The 22,234-nt window shown below is 39.6% G+C and carries 26 protein-coding genes and 1 pseudogene; all 27 read right to left on the bottom strand.

Annotated elements, in window-relative coordinates; translation table 11 throughout:
* Positions 1 to 22 precede the first annotated feature (22 nt).
* A complete protein-coding gene (gene rpsB / locus CSV73_RS00895; protein WP_029053181.1) occupies positions 23 to 760 on the bottom strand; it encodes a 30S ribosomal protein S2 in 738 nt (245 codons plus the stop codon).
* 154 nt (positions 761 to 914) lie between these two features.
* Positions 915 to 1,427, bottom strand: coding sequence for a helix-turn-helix domain-containing protein (locus tag CSV73_RS00890; RefSeq protein WP_099626375.1), 513 nt, complete (start codon positions 1,425 to 1,427; stop codon positions 915 to 917).
* A gap of 4 nt (positions 1,428 to 1,431) precedes the next feature.
* Positions 1,432 to 1,725, bottom strand: coding sequence for an RNA polymerase subunit sigma (locus CSV73_RS00885; RefSeq protein ID WP_099626374.1), 294 nt, complete (start codon positions 1,723 to 1,725; stop codon positions 1,432 to 1,434).
* The gene (locus tag CSV73_RS00880) at positions 1,722 to 2,498 is read right to left on the bottom strand and encodes a FliA/WhiG family RNA polymerase sigma factor (RefSeq protein WP_085133256.1); all 777 of its coding nucleotides are present in this window, start codon (positions 2,496 to 2,498) and stop codon (positions 1,722 to 1,724) included. Before CSV73_RS00880 ends, CSV73_RS00885 begins: the two co-directional genes overlap by 4 nt.
* Before the next feature lie 115 nt (positions 2,499 to 2,613).
* Positions 2,614 to 3,108, bottom strand: a complete 495-nt coding sequence (locus tag CSV73_RS00875) for a chemotaxis protein CheD (protein ID WP_085133255.1) — start codon at positions 3,106 to 3,108, stop codon at positions 2,614 to 2,616.
* Positions 3,109 to 3,741, bottom strand: coding sequence for a chemotaxis protein CheC (locus CSV73_RS00870; RefSeq protein WP_085133254.1), 633 nt, complete (start codon positions 3,739 to 3,741; stop codon positions 3,109 to 3,111).
* On the bottom strand, positions 3,731 to 4,198 hold the full coding sequence (locus tag CSV73_RS00865) for a chemotaxis protein CheW (RefSeq protein ID WP_099626373.1): 468 nt from the start codon (positions 4,196 to 4,198) through the stop codon (positions 3,731 to 3,733). The genes CSV73_RS00870 and CSV73_RS00865 overlap by 11 nt, the downstream gene beginning before the upstream one ends.
* A gap of 13 nt (positions 4,199 to 4,211) precedes the next feature.
* A pseudogene (locus CSV73_RS00860) lies at positions 4,212 to 6,279 on the bottom strand (chemotaxis protein CheW).
* 15 nt (positions 6,280 to 6,294) lie between these two features.
* Positions 6,295 to 7,374 carry a protein-glutamate methylesterase/protein-glutamine glutaminase gene (locus tag CSV73_RS00855; RefSeq protein ID WP_369802564.1) on the bottom strand — a complete coding sequence of 360 codons (1,080 nt, stop codon included), beginning with the start codon at positions 7,372 to 7,374 and terminating at the stop codon, positions 6,295 to 6,297.
* 52 nt (positions 7,375 to 7,426) lie between these two features.
* On the bottom strand, positions 7,427 to 8,293 hold the full coding sequence (locus CSV73_RS00850; RefSeq protein WP_099626371.1) for a MinD/ParA family protein: 867 nt from the start codon (positions 8,291 to 8,293) through the stop codon (positions 7,427 to 7,429).
* On the bottom strand, positions 8,286 to 9,398 hold the full coding sequence (gene flhF / locus CSV73_RS00845; RefSeq protein ID WP_099626370.1) for a flagellar biosynthesis GTPase FlhF: 1,113 nt from the start codon (positions 9,396 to 9,398) through the stop codon (positions 8,286 to 8,288). Before flhF ends, CSV73_RS00850 begins: the two co-directional genes overlap by 8 nt.
* Positions 9,398 to 11,428 carry a flagellar biosynthesis protein FlhA gene (flhA, locus tag CSV73_RS00840; protein WP_099626369.1) on the bottom strand — a complete coding sequence of 677 codons (2,031 nt, stop codon included), beginning with the start codon at positions 11,426 to 11,428 and terminating at the stop codon, positions 9,398 to 9,400. Before flhA ends, flhF begins: the two co-directional genes overlap by 1 nt.
* Positions 11,429 to 11,452: 24 nt before the next feature.
* Positions 11,453 to 12,544: a flagellar biosynthesis protein FlhB gene (gene flhB, locus CSV73_RS00835; protein WP_099626575.1), complete on the bottom strand. Its 1,092-nt coding sequence runs from the start codon at positions 12,542 to 12,544 to the stop codon at positions 11,453 to 11,455.
* Positions 12,537 to 13,313: a flagellar biosynthetic protein FliR gene (gene fliR, locus CSV73_RS00830; protein WP_099626368.1), complete on the bottom strand. Its 777-nt coding sequence runs from the start codon at positions 13,311 to 13,313 to the stop codon at positions 12,537 to 12,539. Before fliR ends, flhB begins: the two co-directional genes overlap by 8 nt.
* A 4-nt stretch (positions 13,314 to 13,317) precedes the next feature.
* The gene (gene fliQ, locus CSV73_RS00825; protein WP_085133246.1) at positions 13,318 to 13,587 is read right to left on the bottom strand and encodes a flagellar biosynthesis protein FliQ; all 270 of its coding nucleotides are present in this window, start codon (positions 13,585 to 13,587) and stop codon (positions 13,318 to 13,320) included.
* A 12-nt stretch (positions 13,588 to 13,599) separates the two neighbouring features.
* Complete coding sequence (gene fliP / locus CSV73_RS00820) at positions 13,600 to 14,265, bottom strand: flagellar type III secretion system pore protein FliP (protein ID WP_083035438.1); 666 nt, start codon at positions 14,263 to 14,265, stop codon at positions 13,600 to 13,602.
* Positions 14,258 to 14,923 carry a flagellar biosynthetic protein FliO gene (locus CSV73_RS00815; RefSeq protein ID WP_099626367.1) on the bottom strand — a complete coding sequence of 222 codons (666 nt, stop codon included), beginning with the start codon at positions 14,921 to 14,923 and terminating at the stop codon, positions 14,258 to 14,260. Before CSV73_RS00815 ends, fliP begins: the two co-directional genes overlap by 8 nt.
* A 9-nt stretch (positions 14,924 to 14,932) precedes the next feature.
* Positions 14,933 to 15,295 (bottom strand): response regulator, encoded by a 363-nt coding sequence (locus CSV73_RS00810; RefSeq protein ID WP_085133244.1) that lies wholly within the window; start codon positions 15,293 to 15,295, stop codon positions 14,933 to 14,935.
* 22 nt (positions 15,296 to 15,317) lie between these two features.
* Positions 15,318 to 16,496 carry a flagellar motor switch phosphatase FliY gene (gene fliY, locus CSV73_RS00805; RefSeq protein WP_085133684.1) on the bottom strand — a complete coding sequence of 393 codons (1,179 nt, stop codon included), beginning with the start codon at positions 16,494 to 16,496 and terminating at the stop codon, positions 15,318 to 15,320.
* Positions 16,489 to 17,490, bottom strand: coding sequence for a flagellar motor switch protein FliM (fliM, locus tag CSV73_RS00800; RefSeq protein ID WP_085133243.1), 1,002 nt, complete (start codon positions 17,488 to 17,490; stop codon positions 16,489 to 16,491). Before fliM ends, fliY begins: the two co-directional genes overlap by 8 nt.
* A gap of 48 nt (positions 17,491 to 17,538) precedes the next feature.
* Complete coding sequence (fliL, locus tag CSV73_RS00795) at positions 17,539 to 17,970, bottom strand: flagellar basal body-associated protein FliL (RefSeq protein ID WP_085133242.1); 432 nt, start codon at positions 17,968 to 17,970, stop codon at positions 17,539 to 17,541.
* Complete coding sequence (locus tag CSV73_RS00790) at positions 17,960 to 18,184, bottom strand: flagellar FlbD family protein (protein WP_085133241.1); 225 nt, start codon at positions 18,182 to 18,184, stop codon at positions 17,960 to 17,962. The genes fliL and CSV73_RS00790 overlap by 11 nt, the downstream gene beginning before the upstream one ends.
* Positions 18,185 to 18,238: 54 nt before the next feature.
* The gene (gene flgG / locus CSV73_RS00785) at positions 18,239 to 19,021 is read right to left on the bottom strand and encodes a flagellar basal body rod protein FlgG (protein ID WP_099626366.1); all 783 of its coding nucleotides are present in this window, start codon (positions 19,019 to 19,021) and stop codon (positions 18,239 to 18,241) included.
* 84 nt (positions 19,022 to 19,105) lie between these two features.
* Positions 19,106 to 19,477: a TIGR02530 family flagellar biosynthesis protein gene (locus CSV73_RS00780; protein WP_085133239.1), complete on the bottom strand. Its 372-nt coding sequence runs from the start codon at positions 19,475 to 19,477 to the stop codon at positions 19,106 to 19,108.
* A gap of 17 nt (positions 19,478 to 19,494) precedes the next feature.
* Positions 19,495 to 20,184, bottom strand: coding sequence for a flagellar hook assembly protein FlgD (gene flgD / locus CSV73_RS00775; protein ID WP_233191755.1), 690 nt, complete (start codon positions 20,182 to 20,184; stop codon positions 19,495 to 19,497).
* A 3-nt stretch (positions 20,185 to 20,187) separates the two neighbouring features.
* Entirely contained in the window at positions 20,188 to 21,594 is a 1,407-nt protein-coding gene (locus CSV73_RS00770; RefSeq protein WP_158232260.1) for a flagellar hook-length control protein FliK, read from the bottom strand.
* Positions 21,595 to 21,622: 28 nt separating this feature from the next.
* Positions 21,623 to 22,234, bottom strand: coding sequence for a MotE family protein (locus CSV73_RS00765; RefSeq protein WP_099626364.1), 612 nt, complete (start codon positions 22,232 to 22,234; stop codon positions 21,623 to 21,625).

Below are 22,234 nucleotides of genomic sequence, written 5' to 3'. Positions count from 1 at the left end.
ATCGTCTCATCATTTACTCATTTCAGTCTGCAGTAACAGTTGCTGTTTCGTTTACTGTTTCAGCTACTTCGTCGTCTTCACCTTGACGGGATTCAATCAAAGCATCTGCCATTTTGCTTGTAAGTAAACGTACTGCGCGGATTGCATCGTCGTTCGCAGGAATGACATAGTCGATTTCGTCCGGATCACAGTTAGTATCAACGATTCCAACGAGTGGAATATTCAATTTGATTGCTTCAGCTACCGCGATACGCTCTTTACGTGGATCTACGATAAAGATTACATCTGGCAAGCCTTTCATGTCACGGATACCGCCTAGGAATTTCACAAGACGCTCGTGTTCTTTATTTAATTGAGAAACTTCTTTTTTAGGAAGTACGTCAAACGTGCCATCCTCTTCCATTTTCTCAATAGCTTTCATACGTGCTACACGTTTTTGAATAGTGCCGAAGTTCGTCAATGTTCCACCCAACCAACGTTGGTTGATGTAATACATTCCAGCACGTTCTGCTTCTTCTTTGATTGCTTCTTGTGCTTGTTTCTTCGTACCTACGAAAAGGACTTTACCACCATCAGCACCGACTTGGCGCATGAAGTTGTAAGCTTCCTCTAATTTTTTGACCGTTTTTTGAAGGTCGATGATGTAGATGCCGTTACGCTCCACGAAGATATATTTCTTCATTTTTGGGTTCCAACGACGTGTTTGGTGTCCGAAATGTACACCAGCTTCTAGCAATTGTTTCATTGAGATTACTGACATGTTTAATTCCTCCTATTGGTTTTTTTATCCTCCGCGTACTTCCAGCGAATAAGTGACCATAATGGCACCCACTCATTCATCCGCACGCGTGTGTAGTAATACCATCTATTAAATTAACATAATTCTACGTTGTTTGCAACTACTGTGTGTAACTTCAGTCGAATTTTATTATCAATTCAATTTCCGTCTTCCCTTTTTTCAACTCTCTAGCGATATCCTCTATTGATTTACCTTCAGCATAAAGCTGTTTTGCTTTTTCTCTGTCGTCAAGGTCGTCAAATGATTCGGGTTGTGATTGTGGTTTTTTTTCTATCTCGTTCTTTTCGGTGTCCACCGTCTTCTGATAGGAACGTAAAGCAAAATGTAAGGGAACTGAGTGTTGCTTCGATCTTGGAACAGGCACTTCTGTAATTGACTGTTCTCTTGGCACTGAGTTTGTAGTAGGTTTCATTTGAGTATCCGTTCGTTGATTCAGTTGTTGAATCAAACGATCGTTTTCCTCTTTGATTTCACCTAGAAAAGCTAATACGGATTGGTCCATTTCTTTCATAAGTCGTTGTTGCTTTTTCTCCAGATTATTAAATTTTGATATTTTTAAGTACAGCAATATCATGACCATAAATCCAATGATTTGTAAGATGAATAAAAGAGCTAGTAGAATTCCCATGATATTATCCACTGTAATCAACGAACGAACCTTTAAACGGATGCTTGGCTTGCTGTTGTTCTTTCTCTGTTTTTTCTTGTTGCTGTGACTCTTCACTCGGCTGCTGATCATCTCCATCCAGTTTTGCATATGGAGAGGACTTCAAAACGGTTTCCTTGCTTTTTAACGCTTGTTTTTCTGTTTGCATATTGGCACTGTCTTGAGCAAGTTGAGCCTGTTGCTGCTTTTGCTCCGCTATTTTACCTGCCTCAAATGTTTTCGGGATAGCAATTTGAAGTTCAATAGCTTTCAAACTCATAAAATCCCTCCGTCGGTAATTTCTGCCGCCAACAGCGACCGTAACTTAAATAATGCTTTTGAATGTATTTGTGAGATTCTAGATGTAGATAAGCTTAAAATTTCTCCGATTTCTGTTAGCGTCATGTCTTCTTGATAGAACAAACTAAGTACCAATTGTTCATTTTCATTTAGTTCTTTGATTTTCGTTATCAAGTCTTCAATCAATTCGCCTTTGACTGCTTGTTGTTCAGGCGTTTTCGTTTGATCATCTTGCAATATGAAGGTTTGATCGTGATCCTCTTCATCGTTCATTTTTTCATCGATGGACAAAACATTAGCAAAATATTGTTCATGCACGGTTTGATAGACTTGATCTGTTGTAATGCCTAAATGATCCGCTACTTCTTCGGGAGTCACCGTTCGCAAGTAAGACTGTTCGAGCTTACTAATTTCTTCATCCATTTTCTTAGTTTTTTCTCTTGAAGAACGTGACAACCAATCTTCTTTTCTTAAACCGTCTATGATTGTACCCCGAATCCGGAATGAGGCGTATGTGTCAAATTTAAAATCACGCGAAGGGTCAAATTTTGTTAACGCGTCGAAAAGCCCTTGGTAACCAAGAGATTTGATATCATCACGTGAAACATTTTTCGGCAGTCCAGCACTGATTCGTTGAACGTGATAATTCACAAGAGGTGTATACATTCGTACTAGCGTATCACCTGCATCAGGATCACGGTTTTCGATCCATAACTTCCACTGATGCCGTTCAGTTACATCTTGATTTGTCATCGAATTCACGCCTTTCCCGTCAGGTTCCTTTTACCGATTTTATTTCTTATGTATAAGTATAACAAATCACAATAGATAAAGGCGACTAATGCATTAGCCGCCTTCGTTTGTACTGTTAAATTTCCTGCGTTCCAGCATTGACGGTACGAACGTAGAGGATACTCGTATCAGGATCAAATTCAATTGTACGTCCGCTCGATCCTCCTGTATCTTCTGCAACAATCGGAATCGAATATCTTTTCAATTCTTTTTTTACAGCCTCTACATTTCGAGGACCGATACGAATGGTATCATTTGAACCAAATTGAAACATTTGTGCTCCACCGGCAATTTTCGCTTTGATACTAAAAGGTCTGACTCCTTCTGATTTCAAAAGTTCCAACATAGCATAAATGCCCGTATCCGCGAATTTCGCCACATTTAGTTTTGTCGATTTACCCAACTCGCTATCAGGTAACATTACATGCACCATACCCGCTATTTTTTTCGAAGAATCATACAGTACTACACCAACACACGAACCCAGTCCTGATGTCCGAATCGTATGGGGGGATTTTGCGATATTCATATCTGCAATCCCTACACGCACTACTGTTTGAACGCTTGCCATCTATAAGACACCCAACGAACTGAATATCGTTCGATAAGACGGTGGATCGGGTAACAAAAAGAAATGCCCCGCCAAACTTGACACACCTTGTTCCCCTTCTTGTAATATTTCCGTCTCGATGACGATTACTTCATCACTGTACTGAGATACTTCGATCAGGCCGAAGCTAACAATTGCACCTACCATATCAATACTTAATGAAGGTACAGTTGGATAGATATTTAATGAAGTAAAATCAGAAAGCGCAGACAAATAGGAACCTGACAATATATTCCCCAATTCCTGAAGCGCAGAAGCACCCATTCCCAAACCTTCTACATCAGTAAAAGTGAATGCTATGTCCCCTGTCAATTTGCGAATAAATTGTGTAGCAGATTCAATAGTCAGTACGAAAAACATTGTGCCAGTCAAATCACCTTCTATACGTAAAAAAATACCCGCCACCACTTTTTCAGTACCACCTGCTAAATCAAACATTTCATCAAATGTAACGAGTTCAACTTTGGGTACCCGCATGTCAATTTTCTGACCTAACAGCTGAGATAATGAAGTTGCCGCATGTGCTGCCCCAATATTCCCTATTTCCTTTAGGACATCTAGATGCATCTCGGTGATGTCATTTTTAGAATTCATCCGTATTCCCCTTCTTTATCGGTTGCAATACTTTTTCCAAATTCAACATGACTAATAATCGTTTACCTACCTTTGCCACTCCCGAAATGAATTCGGATTCTACAGATCCCACTACTTCTGGTTGAGGGCCTATTGAGCTTGTCGGAACATCCATTACGTCATTCGCATCGTCTACAATTAATCCAACTTCTGCACCTGCATGCGAAACGATAATAATACAGCTTGTCTCATCGAACTCTTTATACTCCATATCAAAACGTTCACGCAAGTCCACTACTGGTGTCACAACACCACGTAAATTTAACACTCCTTTAACATAAGAAGGCATACGAGGAACACGTGTAATCGATAGCGATTTTTCAATAGATTCTACTACGTCTAGACCAATCGCATATTCCTTGTTCATTAATTGGAAGACAATCACTTTCATTTCGCTTACTTCCGTTACTTTTGTCATATCATCACCCCGATTATTTAATCAATGCATTACAGTCAACAATTAATGCCACTTGACCATTTCCTAGAATCGTAGCACCCGATATCGCAAAGACACTCTGCAAGTATTCACCAAGTGATTTCAAAACAATTTCTTGTTGGCCAATAAATGAATCTACGACTAATCCAGCTAAACTATCACCTTTACGAACGATCACGATAGATTGGAACTCCTCTTCTTCATTACTTCTATTCTTCATTTCAAATATATCTTTTAGGTCCACCAACGGTACAATAGTTCCACGGAAATCGATGACAGGCTGGTTATGAGCATTTAAAATATCTGACTTTTGAATAATGGCAGTTTCAATTATGGAAGACAACGGGATCGCATAAATTTCTTCATCCAACTCTACTAACATTACAGAAATGATAGAAAGAGTAAGAGGCAACTGCACCTGGAATAACGATCCTTTTCCTTCAGTGGAATCAATCGAAATATGTCCGCCAAGAGATTCAATAGTGTTTTTTACAACGTCCAACCCAACGCCGCGACCTGATACATCCGTAATGGAAGCTGCAGTGGAAAACCCTGAAGCTAATATCAATTCTGCTACTTGTTTATTTGTCAATGAATCGGCGCCTTCCGGACTGACAATTCCTCGTTCAATTGCTTTACCGACAACGCGTTGACGGTTTACACCCGCTCCATCATCTTCAAGCTCGATAAATACATGGTTGCCCGAATGATAGGCACGCAATGTTACCGTGCCAATTTCTGGCTTGCCATTCGCGATTCGCTCTTCAGGCATTTCAATACCGTGATCTAAAGCATTTCTAATCAAATGAACGAGAGGATCTCCTATTTCGTCGATTACAGTACGATCCAGCTCTGTTTCAGCGCCGACAATTTCCAAATCGACTTTCTTATTAAGGTCTCGAGCCAATTGTCGAACCATTTTGGGGAATCTATTGAAGACTGTTTCTACAGGTACCATTCGCATATTCAAAATGATGTTTTGCAAGTCACCTGATACCCGAGTCATTCTTTCTACGGATTCATTCAATTCGGGATTATGCAATTCACTGGCAATCGATTGAAGGCGTCCACGATCAATAACCAGTTCTTCAAATAAATTCATTAATATATCAAGTCGATCAATATTAACTCGAATGGTTTTATTGGAATTGGAAGAGGTAGCCTTTTTGGTTTTTATAGTTTCCTTAGGCGCTTCTGTGGTTGTCGTAGCTATAGCAACGGGCACGATTGTTGTTTCAATCACTTTCGAGTCTGCGTCACAATTATAATGAAGCTTGCTTATATTTCTGCACGTATTCATCAGTAATGTGTGTAATATGTACGTCTTCTATTTCAGAAACTTTCAGTACTTTTGCCTTTAAATCTTCAGCACCTTCTTGAGTCAATAGAACAATCGTAAATTTCTGATCAAAATCTTCATTTTCTAATTGTTCTACTGTAGGAACTGTTTTTATGACTTCTCCTGACTTTTCCAAAATTTCAAAAGTCATGAATACGCGAGCCACTTTCAACAAGCAATCATCACGTAATGTAACAGTGATCTCTAGTGCATTAAAGCCTTGCTCAGCAGATTGAGAAATTACCGTCAACTCAAACTCATCGTAAGGAATTCCTGTCGAAGTGACGACTTCAATAGAAGCTTCCTCTGTTGTCGCAACAGACTCAGTTGTTAAATCTACTGGTTGTCCCGCTTCAATGCGATTGAGAGTGTCTACTAACTTACTGACATCTTTTTTTCCATCCCCACCTGATTCGATGTCTTGTACCATTAGTTCAAGATCGTCCACTGCTTCAAATACCACATCTAGAATCTCTGTTGAAACGCTGATTTTTGAGTTTCGAATTGCATCAAGAACGTTCTCCATCTTATGTGTTAAATCTGCAATATCCTCATACCCCATTGTCGCTGACATTCCTTTAAGCGTATGTGCAGCTCTAAAGACTTCATTGACAATTGCTAGATCATCCGGATTATTCTCTAACGCTAGCAACTGTTCACTGCAAGCTTGCAAGTGTTCTTTACTTTCTTCTATGAACATATCCAAATACTGACTTACATCCATTGTAAAGCCCCCTAGTTACTTCAAATTTCCTATTATCGCATCGGCGATCTGTTGCACATCTTTAATCTCATCACTGAGACCCGCATCAATTATAGCTTTGGGCATGCCATATACAACGGACGTTTTTTTAGATTCCGCTATAGTAATCGTTTTACATGAAGCACGTAATAGTTCCATACCTTCTTTACCGTCATAACCCATTCCTGTCATAATAGCCGTTATATATTCCAGTTCTTTATGTGTCGCTGCTGATTCTAATAACACATTTACTGCCGGACGATGACCAGAACGCGGTGCTTCATCTCCGTCCAATACGATCTTGTAGCCTGTTTTTGATTTCACAAACTTCAGATGAAAGCCGCCTGGTGCAATATAGGCTGTCCCATTTTCGATCGGTTCATCATGTTTAGCTTCTTTAACAGCGATCTCACTCAGACCATTCAATCGTTCGGCCAATGATTTAGTGAAGCCAGGTGGCATATGCTGGACAATTAGAATTGGGTGTGGGAAGTCCGCTGGAAACCTTGTAATCACTTCCTGCAAGGCCCTTGGTCCTCCTGTCGATGTACCTATTATAACAAACTGTTTAGCAATAAGTGTATTTTTTTTAGGCTTGCTTACTGTTTTTATTGGAAATGTAGAAGTGCTACTATTTTCATTCGCAGTATTTTGTCTGCTTGTCGTGGGTGTATGAAGTTTTTTTGTGGATGTTATTTGACGCGTCAATGTTTGAATTACTACGTTTGAAGCAGCAAATACTTTCTCCACAATTTCTTTTTCGATTTCATGAAGATTTAACGAAATAGCACCACCAGGTTTAGCAATCACGTCAACAGCACCGTATTCTATCGCTAAAACTGCATTTTCTGTATTATGTTTTGTTGTACTTGATAATATCACTACAGGGATTGGCATTTGACCCATAATGAACTTTAAAGCTTCCAGTCCATTCATCACAGGCATTTCAATATCCATTGTAAGGACGTCTGGTCGAAGATCGCGAACTTTTTCCACTGCATCTTTGCCATTTCTAGCGATGCCGATGACTTCCATCATGGGGTGTTTATTCAACATATCAGAAATTAACTTGCGCATAAAAGCTGAGTCATCTACAACAAGAATGCGTTTTTTCTTTGCTGTAATCAAATTACACACGCCCCTTTAGAAAAACACCTTTGATTTTATCTATGAATCCAGAGGTTTCAATAGAAATGCTTGGTTTGTTGCTATGTAAAAATGTATCAGTTATCGCCAGCATGCGCTTGCTCACTTTTGCATTGGGATATAATTTGACGAAAGGGACCTGAGCGATTACTGCATTACGTACATGAATATCATCCGGCAAGAATCCTAAAATACTAGTTTCTATGAATAAAAACTTTCGCATAGCCAACTGAAGACGTGCGACCGAATCACGCCCGTCTTGCTCTTTCAGAACACGGTTACTCACTATATGAATAGATTTGTTCGCATCTTGTCGACTTATGAACTTAATCATCGAATACGCATCCGTAATAGAAGTAGGCTCCGGTGTCGCAATTAAAATAATTTCATCCATCGCCAAAATTAAATCAATTGAACTCTTCGTCGCTCCCGCACCCATATCGAATAAAATGACATCATATTCCATCTGTAAAATAGAGAATGCTTCAATCAATCGGTCAAACATTTCTCCTGACCACTCAACTACATTTTCCAGTCCAGAACCACCTGCTATAAATGAAAGATTGTCTTCAATCGGGGTCACAATGTCCTTTAATTGTTGCTTATCGGATAGATAATCTTTTAGATGAAATGTTGGTGTGGCTCCAAATAATATATGAATATTCCCCATCCCAATATCCATGTCCACAATTAATACTTTTTGTCCTTTAGCTACGAGTCCGCAAGAGAAATTAGCAGTGAAGTTCGACTTGCCTACCCCGCCTTTTCCACTAACGACGGCAATTGAGCGAGCTACTTGTCTTTGACTTTTCATCATTTTTAATCTTAGTGCTTCCGCCTGGTCATGCACGTAAATCACCTGCTAATAGAAGGTCCACCATCTTTTCCAAACTGGCTTCTGTCAAATCCTCAGGAACTTCTTGTCCATCTGTATAATAGGATACACCTATATCATATTTCAGTATTAAATTAATAATAGATCCAACAGAATCGGTTTCATCTGTCTTAGTAAATATGAATTTCTCAATTGGGAAATTAGTAAATTGTCTAATGATGGTATCCATATCTTGTTCCTTTGATGTGGTAGATAATACAAGAAATGTTTCCATATCTAATGAAAAGTCAATGAGTTTCGATAAATCATTGACAAATTTTGCTTCTTTATAATTTCGGCCCGCTGTATCAATAAATATGAGATCAAGATCTTTTAACTTTTCAATTGCGGTACGGAAGTCTTCTTCATTATAGGCAATCTCAACTGGCGCCTGAAGTAAATTAGCGTATGTGCGCAATTGTTCAATTGCCGCAATTCGATACGTATCGGTCGTTATGAAACCAACTTTCTTTTTTTCTTCCAACAAGGCACGTGCGGCAATTTTTGCAATGGTCGTGGTTTTACCCACACCGGTCGGCCCTAGAACATTAATAAACTTTTTCTGATAAGAGATGCCGCCAAAAGGTATGTCGTAAAGACGATCGCTAAACCATGTTCTAATCAATTCCATTTGCTGTTCTTTAGTAAAATCGATTTTGTCTTGCTTCATTCGATTGAAAACTAGATTGCCAATTTCCGTTATATATTTACCTTCCAGACCTTGCAGCTGTAACATATTCAGTATTGGTAATAGTTCATCAGGGAATTTTTCAAATGAATGATCTACTTGCTGTATATCTTTTAGCAGTTGCTTGATTTCTCGCATTTCTCGTTGCATATGTTCAACTGACTCTGGTTCCACCACCGGTTGTACAGAACGAACTTGTGATTCATATGGACGTTCTATATTCGTTTTATCATAGCTTGCAACTACTTCTACCGAACGTTTGCGAAATAGACCAAGAAAGCCATTTGTTTTCGTGACGTTTGAACTAAGGATGACCGCGTCGTCTCCAAAATCTTCACGGACTTTCGCCATAGCTTCAACCATAGTAGATGCTGTATACTTTTTCATTTTCATTAAATATCCACCACCCCTACACTTTGAACTTCCACTGATGCTTCCAATTCATTATAAGACAGTATAGGTATCTGTGGGAAATACCGTTCCGTAATTTGACGTAAATACATGCGAATGGCAGGTGAACATAAAATGACAGGAGATTGGTCCAGCATAGCTACCCGTTCGACTTCTTGCGCAATCCGCTCCAAAATCATTTGAGATTGTGATGGGTCAATTGAAAGAAAGTTCCCTTGTTCAGTCTGTTGAATACTATCGGCAATGAGTTTCTCTACTTTTCCAGAGACTGTTAATACTTTTAACGCTCCATTACCTACAACAAATTGCCCAGTGATCTGACGTGCCAGTGATTGTCTCGCGTATTCTGTTAGTACATCCACATCAGACGTGTACTTTGAATAATCTGCCAGTGTCTCAAAAATGATCGGTAAATTACGAACGGAAACTTGTTCGTTCAATAATTTAGCAAGTACTTTTTGAATCTCACCAATTGATAACGGAGTCGGTGTTAGTTCATCAACCAAAATCGGATATGTCTCATGTACATGATCTACTAGTTGCTTGGTTTCCTGACGTCCAAGTAAGTCGGATGCATTGGCACGAATAACTTCAGTCAAATGCGTAGATACCACACTTGGCGGATCCACGACTGTGTAACCCATGATTTCTGCTTCTTCTTTCGCTTCTTCAGTAACCCATTTCGCTGGCAATCCAAACGAAGGCTCTACGGTATCAATTCCCTCTATTAAATCTTCGCCGCCAGGACTCATAGCTAGATAATGATCTAACAATAGTTCTCCCCTAGCCATTTCATTCCCTTTTATTTTAATTCGGTATTCGTTTGGTTGTAATTGTATATTATCTCGGATACGAACAACTGGAATAACAAGTCCAAGTTCTATGGCTAACTGACGACGTATCATAACGACTCGATCCAGCAAATCGCCACCTTGAGTGGCATCTACAAGTGGAATGAGACCATAACCGAATTCAAATTCAATCGGATCGACATTCAAAAGGTCAACGACATTTTCAGGACGTTTTAACCCTTCAGTCTCTACATTTTCTTCCATCTCTAATAATTCGTCTGGATCTTCATCTTCTTTACGTGACATCATAAATGCACTCATTGCCAGTGCACCTGCAATTGGAATAGTTAAGACGTCATTAATCGGTGTAGCAAGACCCAGTAAAAAAATTGTAATGGCTGCTACGTAAAGCAATTTGGGTTGTCCTAATAATTGATTCGTAATGTCCGTCCCTAAGTTTCCTTCTGATGCAGCACGTGTGACTACAATGCCTGTTGCCGTAGAAATCAACAGCGCTGGTATTTGTGAAACAATACCATCCCCGACAGTAAGTGTAGAGAATTGAACTGCTGCTTCCGCAAACGGCAATCCCATTTGCACAACACCAATAATCATACCGACCATTAAGTTGATCATAACGATGATGATTCCGGCAATGGCATCCCCTTTTACAAATTTTGTTGCACCGTCCATCGCACCATAGAAATCCGCTTCGTTACTCACTTTTTCACGACGGGTGCGGGCTTCTATATCTGAAATCATTCCTGCGTTTAAATCGGCATCAATACTCATTTGCTTACCCGGCATGGCATCAAGAGTAAAACGTGCAGCAACTTCGGATACACGCTCCGAACCTTTCGTTATAACAATAAACTGAATGATGATTAAAATAACAAAAACTACGAGTCCCACAATAATATTTCCACCCGTAACGAATGTACCAAATGTATCAACTACTCCACCTGCATTACCTTCCGAAAGAATCGCACGTGTTGTAGAAACGTTAAGACCTAAACGGAATAATGTGAGTAATAATAATAACGATGGAAAGATAGAGAATTGTAGTGCTTCCTGCATATTCATCGCAGTTAGTAAAACCATCAACCCAAGGGTAATATTGATAATAATCAAGAAACTTAATAACCAAGGTGGTAATGGGATGACAAGCATCGCAATGATCATAATAACCGCTGCGAGTACTCCTATATCTTTAAACTGCATGCCATCCCTACTTTCTTCTTTAACTTATATTTTCTTTTGAATACGATATACATAGGCTAGAATTTCTGCGATCGCCTTAAAGAATTGCTCAGGTATTCGATCTCCAATCTCTACCTCGTCATACATAGCACGTGCAAGAGGTCGATTTTCTACCATCACAATATCGTGCTCCGCCGCAATCATTTTAATTTTTTGTGCGACAAAATCCGCACCTTTTCCAATGACGATTGGTGAATCCATCTGATCTTCATCATACTTCAGCGCGATGGCAAAGTGAGTAGGATTGGTGATCACTACGTCAGCTTCAGGGATTTCCTGCATCATACGACGCATGGCCATTTCACGCTGACGCTGTCTAATACGGGATTTGATGAGCGGGTCTCCGTCCATATTTTTACTTTCATCTTTAATATCTTGTTTAGACATTTTAAGATTTTTTTCATAGTCGAATTTTTGGTAAAGAAAATCCAATATGGAAATGAGTAACAATACTAATGAGGCAATAATCCCCATCATTCCGACTAATTTTGCTACAGTGACTAGAGTTATTTGCGGTGTCTTAAATGCCAAGTCGAGTACTTGTCCCAAATTACTCCATACAATAAGGGTGGTGACTGTTCCAATAAAAGAAATTTTTAATATAGATTTCAATAACTCTACAATTGCACGAATCGAAAAAATCCGCTTTAATCCTTTAATTGGATCTATTTTCTTTAAATCAAACTTCAATGTCTCTGCAGTAAATAAAAGACCAAATTGCAACATGTTCGCTGCAATACTTGCAATAACTGCAATTAACATAATCGGCAATAAAATGATTGCCATTTGTTTTATAACGCTTATGTATACTAACATGACTTGTTCTTCATCTAGCAATTTAATCGGGATAAAGTGTGTAAAAGATTCTCGGAAAAACACAAAGAAATTATCACGCATAAAACCTGCGGAAAAGTACATGAATGTAAAAATAGAGAAAAGTACAATCGCAGCCGTCACGTCTTGACTTTTTAATACTTGTCCTTTCTTCCTGGAGTCTTCCCGCTTTTTCGGGGTAGCCTTTTCCGTCTTCTCACCGGCAAAAAATTGTAAATCTAGCCTTAGTAACAAGTTAGCCACCTCCAAGCAGTATCATCAGATTCCTCATCGTCACAATCATAATTTCAAACATTTTCTTCATTACGATTATGAAGACACTAGACATCGTCACGATCACTAAGAAACTGACACCAATTTTAATTGGGAACCCAACTACAAAAATATTCAGCTGTGGCACAGCACGTGCGGTTATACCGAGTGCCAAATCTACAAGGAATAATGTAGCTACGACTGGAATTGCCATTTGAAACGCAATCGCAAAGGATTTTGCAAATGTTAACACAATAAATTCTGCCATGTTAGGACTACCAAAAGGTGGCCACATAGCTGTGATGGGGACAAACTCATAACTGTAAAATATCCCATCTAAAAGCAAATGATGACCATTCACTACTAGTAGCAATAGCATCGCAAGTGAATTAAGAAATTGTCCAAGCAATGGGGACTGTGCGCCCGTTTGCGGATCAATGACATTCGCAATGGCAAATCCCATCTGAAAGTCAATAAATCCACCAGCTACTTGAATAGCCGACATAATAATAAAAGCGGCAATGCCGATTGATAAGCCGACTACCGCTTCTTTCAGTACAAGTAATATGTATTGTCCATCGATCTCCAGTTCAGGCATTGTGATAGAGTAAGACATCATCCAGGCTAATAGTACCCCAAATAGTAACCGTTGTGTAGCTGGAATGGTCTTGTAAGAAAACAATGGTAGTGTTACAAAGAAAGAAGTAACACGAGTTAGGATAAGTAAAAATGCGGGTAACGACGGAATAAGTTCATTCATTTAATCACCCAACATACCTGGAGAGATTGGAAAATATTTCGCTAGCATAGCCGGTGACATATGATAACATCCAAGGTCCAAAAAATATGATAGCAACCAAAACCGCTACGATTTTCGGTACGAATGCCAATGTTTGTTCTTGAATTTGTGTAGTTGCCTGAAAAATACTCACGGCAAGCCCCGTCATTAACGCTACGATTAAGAGAGGTCCTGAAGCAAGAAGAATAACCCAAACGGACCGTTCTGCGATGGATATTACAAATTCACTCGTCATTCAAATTCCTCCCTAAAAGCTCTGTAGCAATGACTGGATAATGAGATACCAACCGTCAACTAAAACAAATAATAATATCTTGAATGGTAATGAAATCATTACGGGTGGAAGCATCATCATACCCATAGACATAAGCACACTGGCTACGATCATATCGATAACGAGAAAGGGAATGAAAATCATAAAGCCCATTTGAAATGCTGTCTTAATTTCACTGAGGGCAAAGGCTGGTACCATCATAGTTAGCGGAATATCTTCAATAGTATCCGGTCGCTCCATCTGGTTATAGCGCATGAATAATTCTAAATCTTTCTGCCTTGTATGTTGACTCATGAATTCTTTGAATGGCACACTGGCCCGTTCGTATGCTTCGTCCAAACTGATTTCCTCATCAAACAAAGGTGTTAATGCTTCTTCATTCACTTGAGATAACACAGGTGACATGATGAAGAACGTTAGAAATAATGCTAATCCAACTAACACTTGGTTAGGAGGCATTTGCTGTGTAGCAAGCGCCGTCCGAACAAATGACAGGACTATAATAATCCTAGCAAACGAAGTCATCAAGATTAAAATGGCTGGTGCAAGTGACAATACCGTGAGTAATAGCAACATCTTAATGGAAGTAGAGACATTGGTGGGATCACTATCTGAAAATGTGCCCAGAAAATCAACCATCGCGGTCGCTCTCCTTCCGATTTAAACGTCTTAATTGCTCTTTTCGATCAGATTTGATTTCGTTCATTTTAGTTGAAAATAATTGACTAAATGTAGCTTCTTCAGAAGGAGTTTGTTCTGTTTTCGAGTAAAACCGAGTATAGAGTTTTGAAAATAGTCCCTTCTGGACTTCATCGCTTTGGTCATAACGTGCAAGTAATTCAGTAATTTCATCTGGATCTTCTATTTCCTTTAGCAACTGTACATTTTCTCCAACACCGACCACAAAATAATGATTACCCATTTTTACTAGTTGAATAGATTTATTTTGACCTAACGGAACGCCGCCCATATTCGTCATAAGTCGATTCGAGTCGAAATTTCTATTGCGTTTATTCATGAAGCGCAGTAACCACACGAGCAAACCAATTACAAATACAAAAGCAAAAAGAGTGCGAATGTAATCTTTTGCTGTGGGCCCTTTAGGCTCGTCCAATTCATCATTTATCACTAATTTTTTATCATTTTCTACAACTGGGACTTTCTCTTCGCAATCTTTATCTTTTCCAATACAGTCTGATACGCTGACGTTAGGATCGGTTTCTGCATGTGCAAATGGTGGAATAGTAAAGCACAAAATGAATAGTATTAAACAATGGATGACTGATTTCACATTCATATGTTTCTCTTAGCTCAACGCTTTGTCAATCGCTTCAATCACACGGTCCGCCTGAAATGGTTTAACGATAAAGTCTTTTGCTCCAGCTTGGATTGCATCGATTACCATTGCTTGTTGCCCCATTGCAGAACACATGATGATTGTTGCAGATGGATGCGTACTTTTAATTGCTTTTAATGCCGCAATACCATCCATTTCAGGCATCGTGATATCCATTGTAACCAAGTCTGGCTTCAATTCATTATATTTTTCGATAGCTTGAGCACCGTCTGCTGCCTCACCTACTACTTCATAATTATTCTTCGTTAAAATATCCTTGATCATCATACGCATAAATGCCGCGTCGTCTACTACCAAAATTCGTTTTCCCATTCATATTCCCTCCAAGTATCTTCTATCGTAAATTATTTAATCGATCCATTTGACTTAAAATGTCCGTAATGCGAACTCCGAAGTTTTCGTCAATGACTACTACTTCTCCTTTTGCAATATAGCGATTATTGACTAATATATCGACTGGCTCCCCTGCCAATTTATCCAGTTCAATAATTGAACCACCTGACATTTCTAGAATTTCTTTAACAGAACGCTTCGTACGTCCTAATTCTACTGTTACTTGAAGCGGTATATCAAGTAGCAAATTTAAATTATTTGATTCTTCCTTATTTAAAGAAGGTGCTTGGAAACTTGCAAATTCTGCTTGCTGGACATGCACTGGAGCTTGAGTCTGACGTGGTGCTGCTGTTTGTTGAATTGGTGGTGCTTGGGATGCAGGTTGCTGTTGTTGCATTGACGTAGGCTCTGGTTTATATGCCGGTTCTGGTTCCGAATATTGGGATGCTTGCGGACTAGGTGGTGCTTCCATCACGGTAGCCGCTTCCTCTTCCCCCATTAGTGATGAAACTAGTTTTTTACCGAACTCCAGTGGGAACAATTGCATAATATCAGAATCGATCAACTCACCAACTTTCAAATTGAAGGACACACGAATCAATAAATTATGCGCAGGAATATTTTCGGTTCCCTGATCTATTTGAATATTCATCAAATCAATAGTGGGTGGTGAAATATCTACTTTTTTATTAAAAATGGTAGACATTGAAGTTGCGGAAGATCCCATCATTTGATTCATCGCTTCTTGTACTGCACTCAAATGAATTTCACTTAATTCTTGATTTGGAGTCATGCCGTCTCCTCCAAGCATTAAATCCGCAATGATCGCCGCATCACTTTGTTTGATCACCAATAGGTTGACACCGCTTAACCCTTCTGTATATTCGACCTTAATCGCTACATACGGATGAACGAAATCGTCTTCCAAATTATCACGTTGGATTAGCGCCAGCTGTGGTGTTGTGATTTCTACCTTTTGTCCCAGTAAAGCTGAAAGTGCTGTAGCGGAACTACCAAATGAGATATTACCAATTTCACCTAATGCATCTTGCTCCATTTCGGTCAAGTAATCCTTAATATCGATAGTTTCCGATTCACGTTCGTCCGCTTGGGCAGGTTCTAACGTTTCACCCCGTAACAACGCTTCAATCTCTTCCTGTGAGAGAATATTATCACTCATCATCGTCATCCTCTCCCGTATTCAATATTTCCAGTATTTGAACAGCCATTCGATTACGTAATTTTCCTGGCTGTGCTGTGAATTTAGGCTTTTCCCCTATTCGTATTGTTAAAGGTTCTTCAATGCTTGTATCCAATGAAATCACATCACCAAGCTGCAGGTGCAGGAAATCCTCGATAGATATCTGTCCCTTTCCGAGATCAGCAACTATAGGGAGCGTTGCATTTTTAATACGTCTTTCCAATTCCACACTTTGCTCAGCAGTGGGTTCTTTTTTATTCGTCTGCATCCAGTACTGCACAGAGAGATTTGGAATAATTGGTTCCAATACTATATGCGGGATGCACATGTTGATCATACCGCTAGATTCACCAATCATAATATTAAATGAAATAACGACCACGGTTTCGTTCGGTGAAATCATTTGAAGAAATTGGGGATTGACTTCCATCTCTGTTAGATAAGGATCAATATCAATTAACCCAGACCAAGCTTCACGTAAGCTATCAAACGAACGTTCAAATAAATTCGTCAAGATCTTCGTTTCAATTTCTGTCATATTGTCCGTTTTTCCTGAACTCGCCCCAAAACCACCCATCAATCGTTCCAACATTGAATAGGCAACATTTGGATTGACCTCCATTAAAATATTCCCTTCAAGCGGAGATACATCGAATATATTAATCAATGTCATATTGGGTATCGAGCTGATAAATTCTTCAAACGGAATCTGATCTACCGACATCACATTAATTTGCACATACGTACGGAGTTGCGCAGAGAAATACGTAGTCAATAGTCTAGCGAAGTTTTCATGGATCCTAGTCAAACTCCGAATCTGGTCTTTGGAGAAACGAAGTGCACGCTTAAAGTCATAGACACGTACTTTTCTTGTTTCTTCTTCTTTCTTCATTTCTTCTGCTGACATTTCACCCGTCGATAAAGCAGACAGCAGCGCATCTATTTCATTTTGGGACAGTACATCTCCCGACATAGACCCACCTCCCATTGCGCATATATCTCTTGTAGATCATTCCTGCCGTCACTGGATGATATATGAGACAATATACACCTTCTGTATTTCACCATCTTGCATCAGCTCGTTTAACTTTGCTTTTATATTATCTTCAAATTGCTGTTTTCCCGCTTTTCCTTCAAGGTCTTTCGCGGTCATTTCAGACAGTTCTTGAATAGCTAGGTTCTTTACTTGGAAATCCCGTTTCGTTAATTCTTCTGCTGCCTTTTTACTGTCTGTCTGGATTTTCAGCGATATACGGACGAAATTACGTCCAGACAAGTTTGTCGTAATTTCTTCCATATCCACAGACGATTCAATAATTTCATCAATTGACGGTGCTTTTTCTTCTCCGTCGCTATCTTTATTGAAATTCAATATCAATACGACCGCCACGACACCAATCAACGTAATACTCACTAAAATAATCAATGAAATCGTCAATAATTTATTCTTCATCTTCTTCATCCCCCCGGATATGCGGATTGGATAGCAGCTGGACCGCTTGATAAAATTCAATGATTCGGTTATTTACTTCGTCAGCTGAATCAAGAACGACATATTTTGACCCAGTCGTCAACGTGATTGTCGTATCTGGAAACGACTCGACTCTCTCTATGTACAATGCGTTTAACGTAAAAGTCGTTCGATTCAATCTCGTCACTTTAATCATATGTAAGGGGCCAGGCCAAGGCCGGCCCGACCCTCCTTCTCAAACTATACTATGTTATCGTTTCAAGTTTACTAGTTCTTGTAAGATTTCGTCTGAAGTTGTGATAATCCGTGTGTTGGCTTGGAAACCACGTTGTGCAACAATCATATCTGTGAATTCTTCGGAAAGGTCTACGTTGGACATTTCAAGAGAGCCCGATTTGATAACACCGTGGCCATCTGCTCCTCCAGGTTCACCAGCAAGAGGAACACCTGAGTTCGGAGATTCTCTAAATAAGTTCCCACCAACTTTTTCTAATCCGCCTGGGTTATTGAATTTAAATAACTCAATAACAGGACCCTCTGTTAAAGATCCAGCTACAACATATGACACTTGTCCATTCTGACCAATTGATAAACTTGTAGCATCTTCAGGTATGTTAATGGCTGTTCCGCTTAAGAATCGACCATCTCCATCAACAATCGCTCCGTCTTGATCTAAGTAAAAATTTCCTGCCCTCGTATAGAATTTCTCAGTATCATTTCCTACTAAGAAAAATCCATCACCTTCAATTGCTAAATCTAAAGTATTACCGGTAAATTGAGTTGACCCTGGACTATGGATGGTATCAATAGCAGCTAGTTGTGAACCTAACCCCACTTGTTTTGGATTCACACCACCTCTATTACCTCCAGGTCCAGTTGCCCCCGCCACAGTCTGAGAATACAAATCTTTAAAAACCGTACGTCCCTTCTTAAAGCCATACGTATTCACGTTGGCAATATTGTTACCAATTACATCCAACTTAGTTTGGAAATTTTTTAGTCCAGAAATTCCTGAGTACATTGAGCGAATCATAAATAGTTTCCCCTCTCGGTTTTAGAGTGCACCGCGTCATTCAGTCGGCGGTGCGGTTGGCATCCTGTTAAGGTCCTGCCGTATTTAGCTGAGTAGTATCGTGCCATCAATATTTGTAAATAGTTGGTCCTTCGCTTCCATGCGGTTCATCGCGGTGATGACGGTTGAATTCTTTGCACTGACAATGAGTGCGACTTGATCAGTCAACACGAGTGATTCTCGAATGCCCTTCCTCTTCGCCTCGTCTACTTTCTCTGAGATGTGCGCCCATTCTGCATCGGTCATTTGAATGCCTCGTTCTTGCAGCCGATCATTAGCATGTTTACTAATTTTTAGTTTTTCAGGCCGTGTCGCTTGCTGTAAATGTTCGAGAAATGACTGCTTTGACTGTGCTTGTATTTGTCCTTGACGTATGGGTGGTGGTGATGGAATGCGATGGATATCGATCTTGTTCATAACATCGCCCCATTCAATTATTCACTAATAGTAGTAAATTGACTTCCTTCAATTTTCGTGCCGTCTTGCAACACATAATGCAGGCTACCTTCTTTATTCGTAACCGATACGACTTTCCCTGTACGTTCTTCTTCGCCTTCCATATAGCCTACTGTCTTACCAATTAACATACTGGCTTGTACTAGGCTGTTCGGTTGACCGACTGCTCCAGAGCTTGAACCCGATCCATTTCCCATTACTTCCGAGATATTTCCAGGTGAAAGTTCCTTGCCATCCGCCATCGTAAAGATTACTGAACCATTTATATACTTGATAGACTGTATGACGCCAGTACCTTCATTAATAATCGGCTTGCCCGTTTCATCATTTTTATCAGAAACTTCATGCCAGCGTATTTCTTTGCCTACAAAACTATTGTATTGGATTAACTGACTTTGATTTTGTGAAGCAGCGAACTTCTCAAATGCGTTAGCTAAATTCATCGTTTGTTCCAATGAAGAAAATTGAGCCATCTGTGCGATGAATTCTGTATCTTTCATAGGATTGGTTGGATCTTGGTTAGCCATTTGTGCAATCAAAATTTTCATGAATGCGTCTTTCCCCATTGTGTCGGGTCCAGTTTTCCGCTGATCACGCTGCTTATTGACTAAATACATCGAATCTGTAATCTCATTTTGTATCGTTGATGAATTTATGCCTTCTGGCAATTTTTACGCCTCCAGTTCAATCATGAATTCTTGGAATGTTTGTTCTTGTTCATCCGGATTATTATTTTGTTCGGTAGTCTGTTCTTTTTGTTGTTGATTCTGCTTATTGAACGCCTGTTCTCGATCACTTTTCGCTGGATCTTGCAAGGTTTGTGATAGGTCAATTCGGTCTACTTGCAAATTTTGTTGATTGAAAGCTTGACGCAACTGATGCATCTGGCTATCGAGCATTTCACGTGCCATCGCAGTAGATGCCAAGATTCTCGCAGTCATTACACCGTTTACTTCCAATAATTCAATACGAATTTGTCCAAGATGTTCCGGGTACAGTTTGATTGAAATACGATTCATTCCATTTGTCTGGCCAAAGTTTGCACGGTTTAAAACGGCTTGGAATTCTCTCATCAATGCCTCGCTTCGGCTTTCCGGTACTTTCTCTGTAGCGTTCACTTGGAATACTGGCCTAGATTCAGTAGGAGTGACAGCAGATAATGGCGCCACTATTTCACTTGGCTTGGACTGTTGATGTTGTTGCTCCGTGTCTGCGCTAGTTTGTTCTGTCGAAATTCGAATGACATGCTGCAAAGGCAGTGGAATTTGCACAGTAGGTTTCACTTCAGGCTGTATGGCCTTCGATTCTAACTGATTTGCGAATTGCGATAAAATCGGCTGAATCGTTTTCACGAGATCCACTTGCTTTGTAAACAAATCCAGCTTAGGTGCGGCCAGTTCAATTGCTTTAAGCAATGCTATCCATTCTACAGCTGCCTTTGGCGATAATTGCCCCATCGCCGCTTGCACCTTTTCAGTAGGTAATTGCTGTAATACATCGAGCATGAACCATATGTCTCCTGTTGCTGCCATCTGATCTAGTTGTACCTTGCTCATACCCGCATCTTCTAGTACGTTTGTAATAGTTTCTATTAGTTTATCAGGATTTCCACTAATAAGAGTGGCTAATTGTTGCAGATCCAGAAACGTATGAAGATTCGGTAGATCTGACAAACTCCATTCTGTATTTCCAGTAAACTTTAGGGTGGCATTCTGAAGCTGATCTTCTCCCCTTATTTCAGATAGATCATTTTTAACATCTGCTTCATTTATAGAATTTTTTTGACGCAATCCTGTCTCTTTCAATAACTGTGCTACAACGGGCGACTTATCAGACTGCTTCAACTCATCAAGAATTCCTTCTAGCATTTTCAATGATTCGACGTTGAGAACATCACCTAATAATTTAGTTAACTTTTGATCACCATTTATTATCTGTTGTTTAGTAGATATAGATGTAGTGGACATGAGACTCTGAAACACACTACCGAATCTCTCGCCTTCAATATTTGCTGTAGAAGCAGATAAATTAAAAGGAGTGCCTGAAGAACCTAACTTCATAACTAGTCCTAAACTCACTTTTTCACCTCCCTTAAATACTATTATACTACTTTGTAAGCATAGAAGTATATTTAGCCGCATCTTCAGGAGACATTTTCTCTAGAATAGCTGCTAAAGTAGCAGGCTTTAGGCTAGACAATATTTGGACAGCTTCCGCATCTCCCATTTTTGTAATGACAGGAGCTGAGGATTTGGCCGACATTTGCTCATAAGTCGTTACTATTTCTTTGAAATCACGCTTAGATTCACTTTGCGCAAGTTTTAATTTCTCGATTTCTTCATTCAACTTTTCTTTCTCTATTTCTAGCGTTTCATTCGAATCTTTTACTTGCGTAAGTTCATCTTGGACTTCAAATAATTGCGCTTCTTTTTCTTGAATCTCTGCTTGAAGAGAAATGACCCGTTCTTCCAATATTAGATCTCCCTCGACCTTTTCATCAGGTGCTTTTTGTTCAAGGAATGGAACTTTTGATGTCCACTCTTTCGCCTGATCGAAGACGTTTACATCAGCTACTTTAGCTATGATTAAAACGACAGCCATTGTGAACATAAGAGGTATGATGATCCATGCAAGCAATATTTGGAAAAAACCAATCGACTTTTTGCTTTGCCTATCAGCTGATTCTCCCGCCCCTTTTTTCTTTTTCAAATTAGCCAC

It is taken from the genome of Sporosarcina sp. P1, assembly GCF_002743155.1.
GTDB lineage: Bacteria > Bacillota > Bacilli > Bacillales_A > Planococcaceae > Sporosarcina > Sporosarcina ureae_B.
This window is presented reverse-complemented; position numbering and strand designations above follow the sequence as displayed.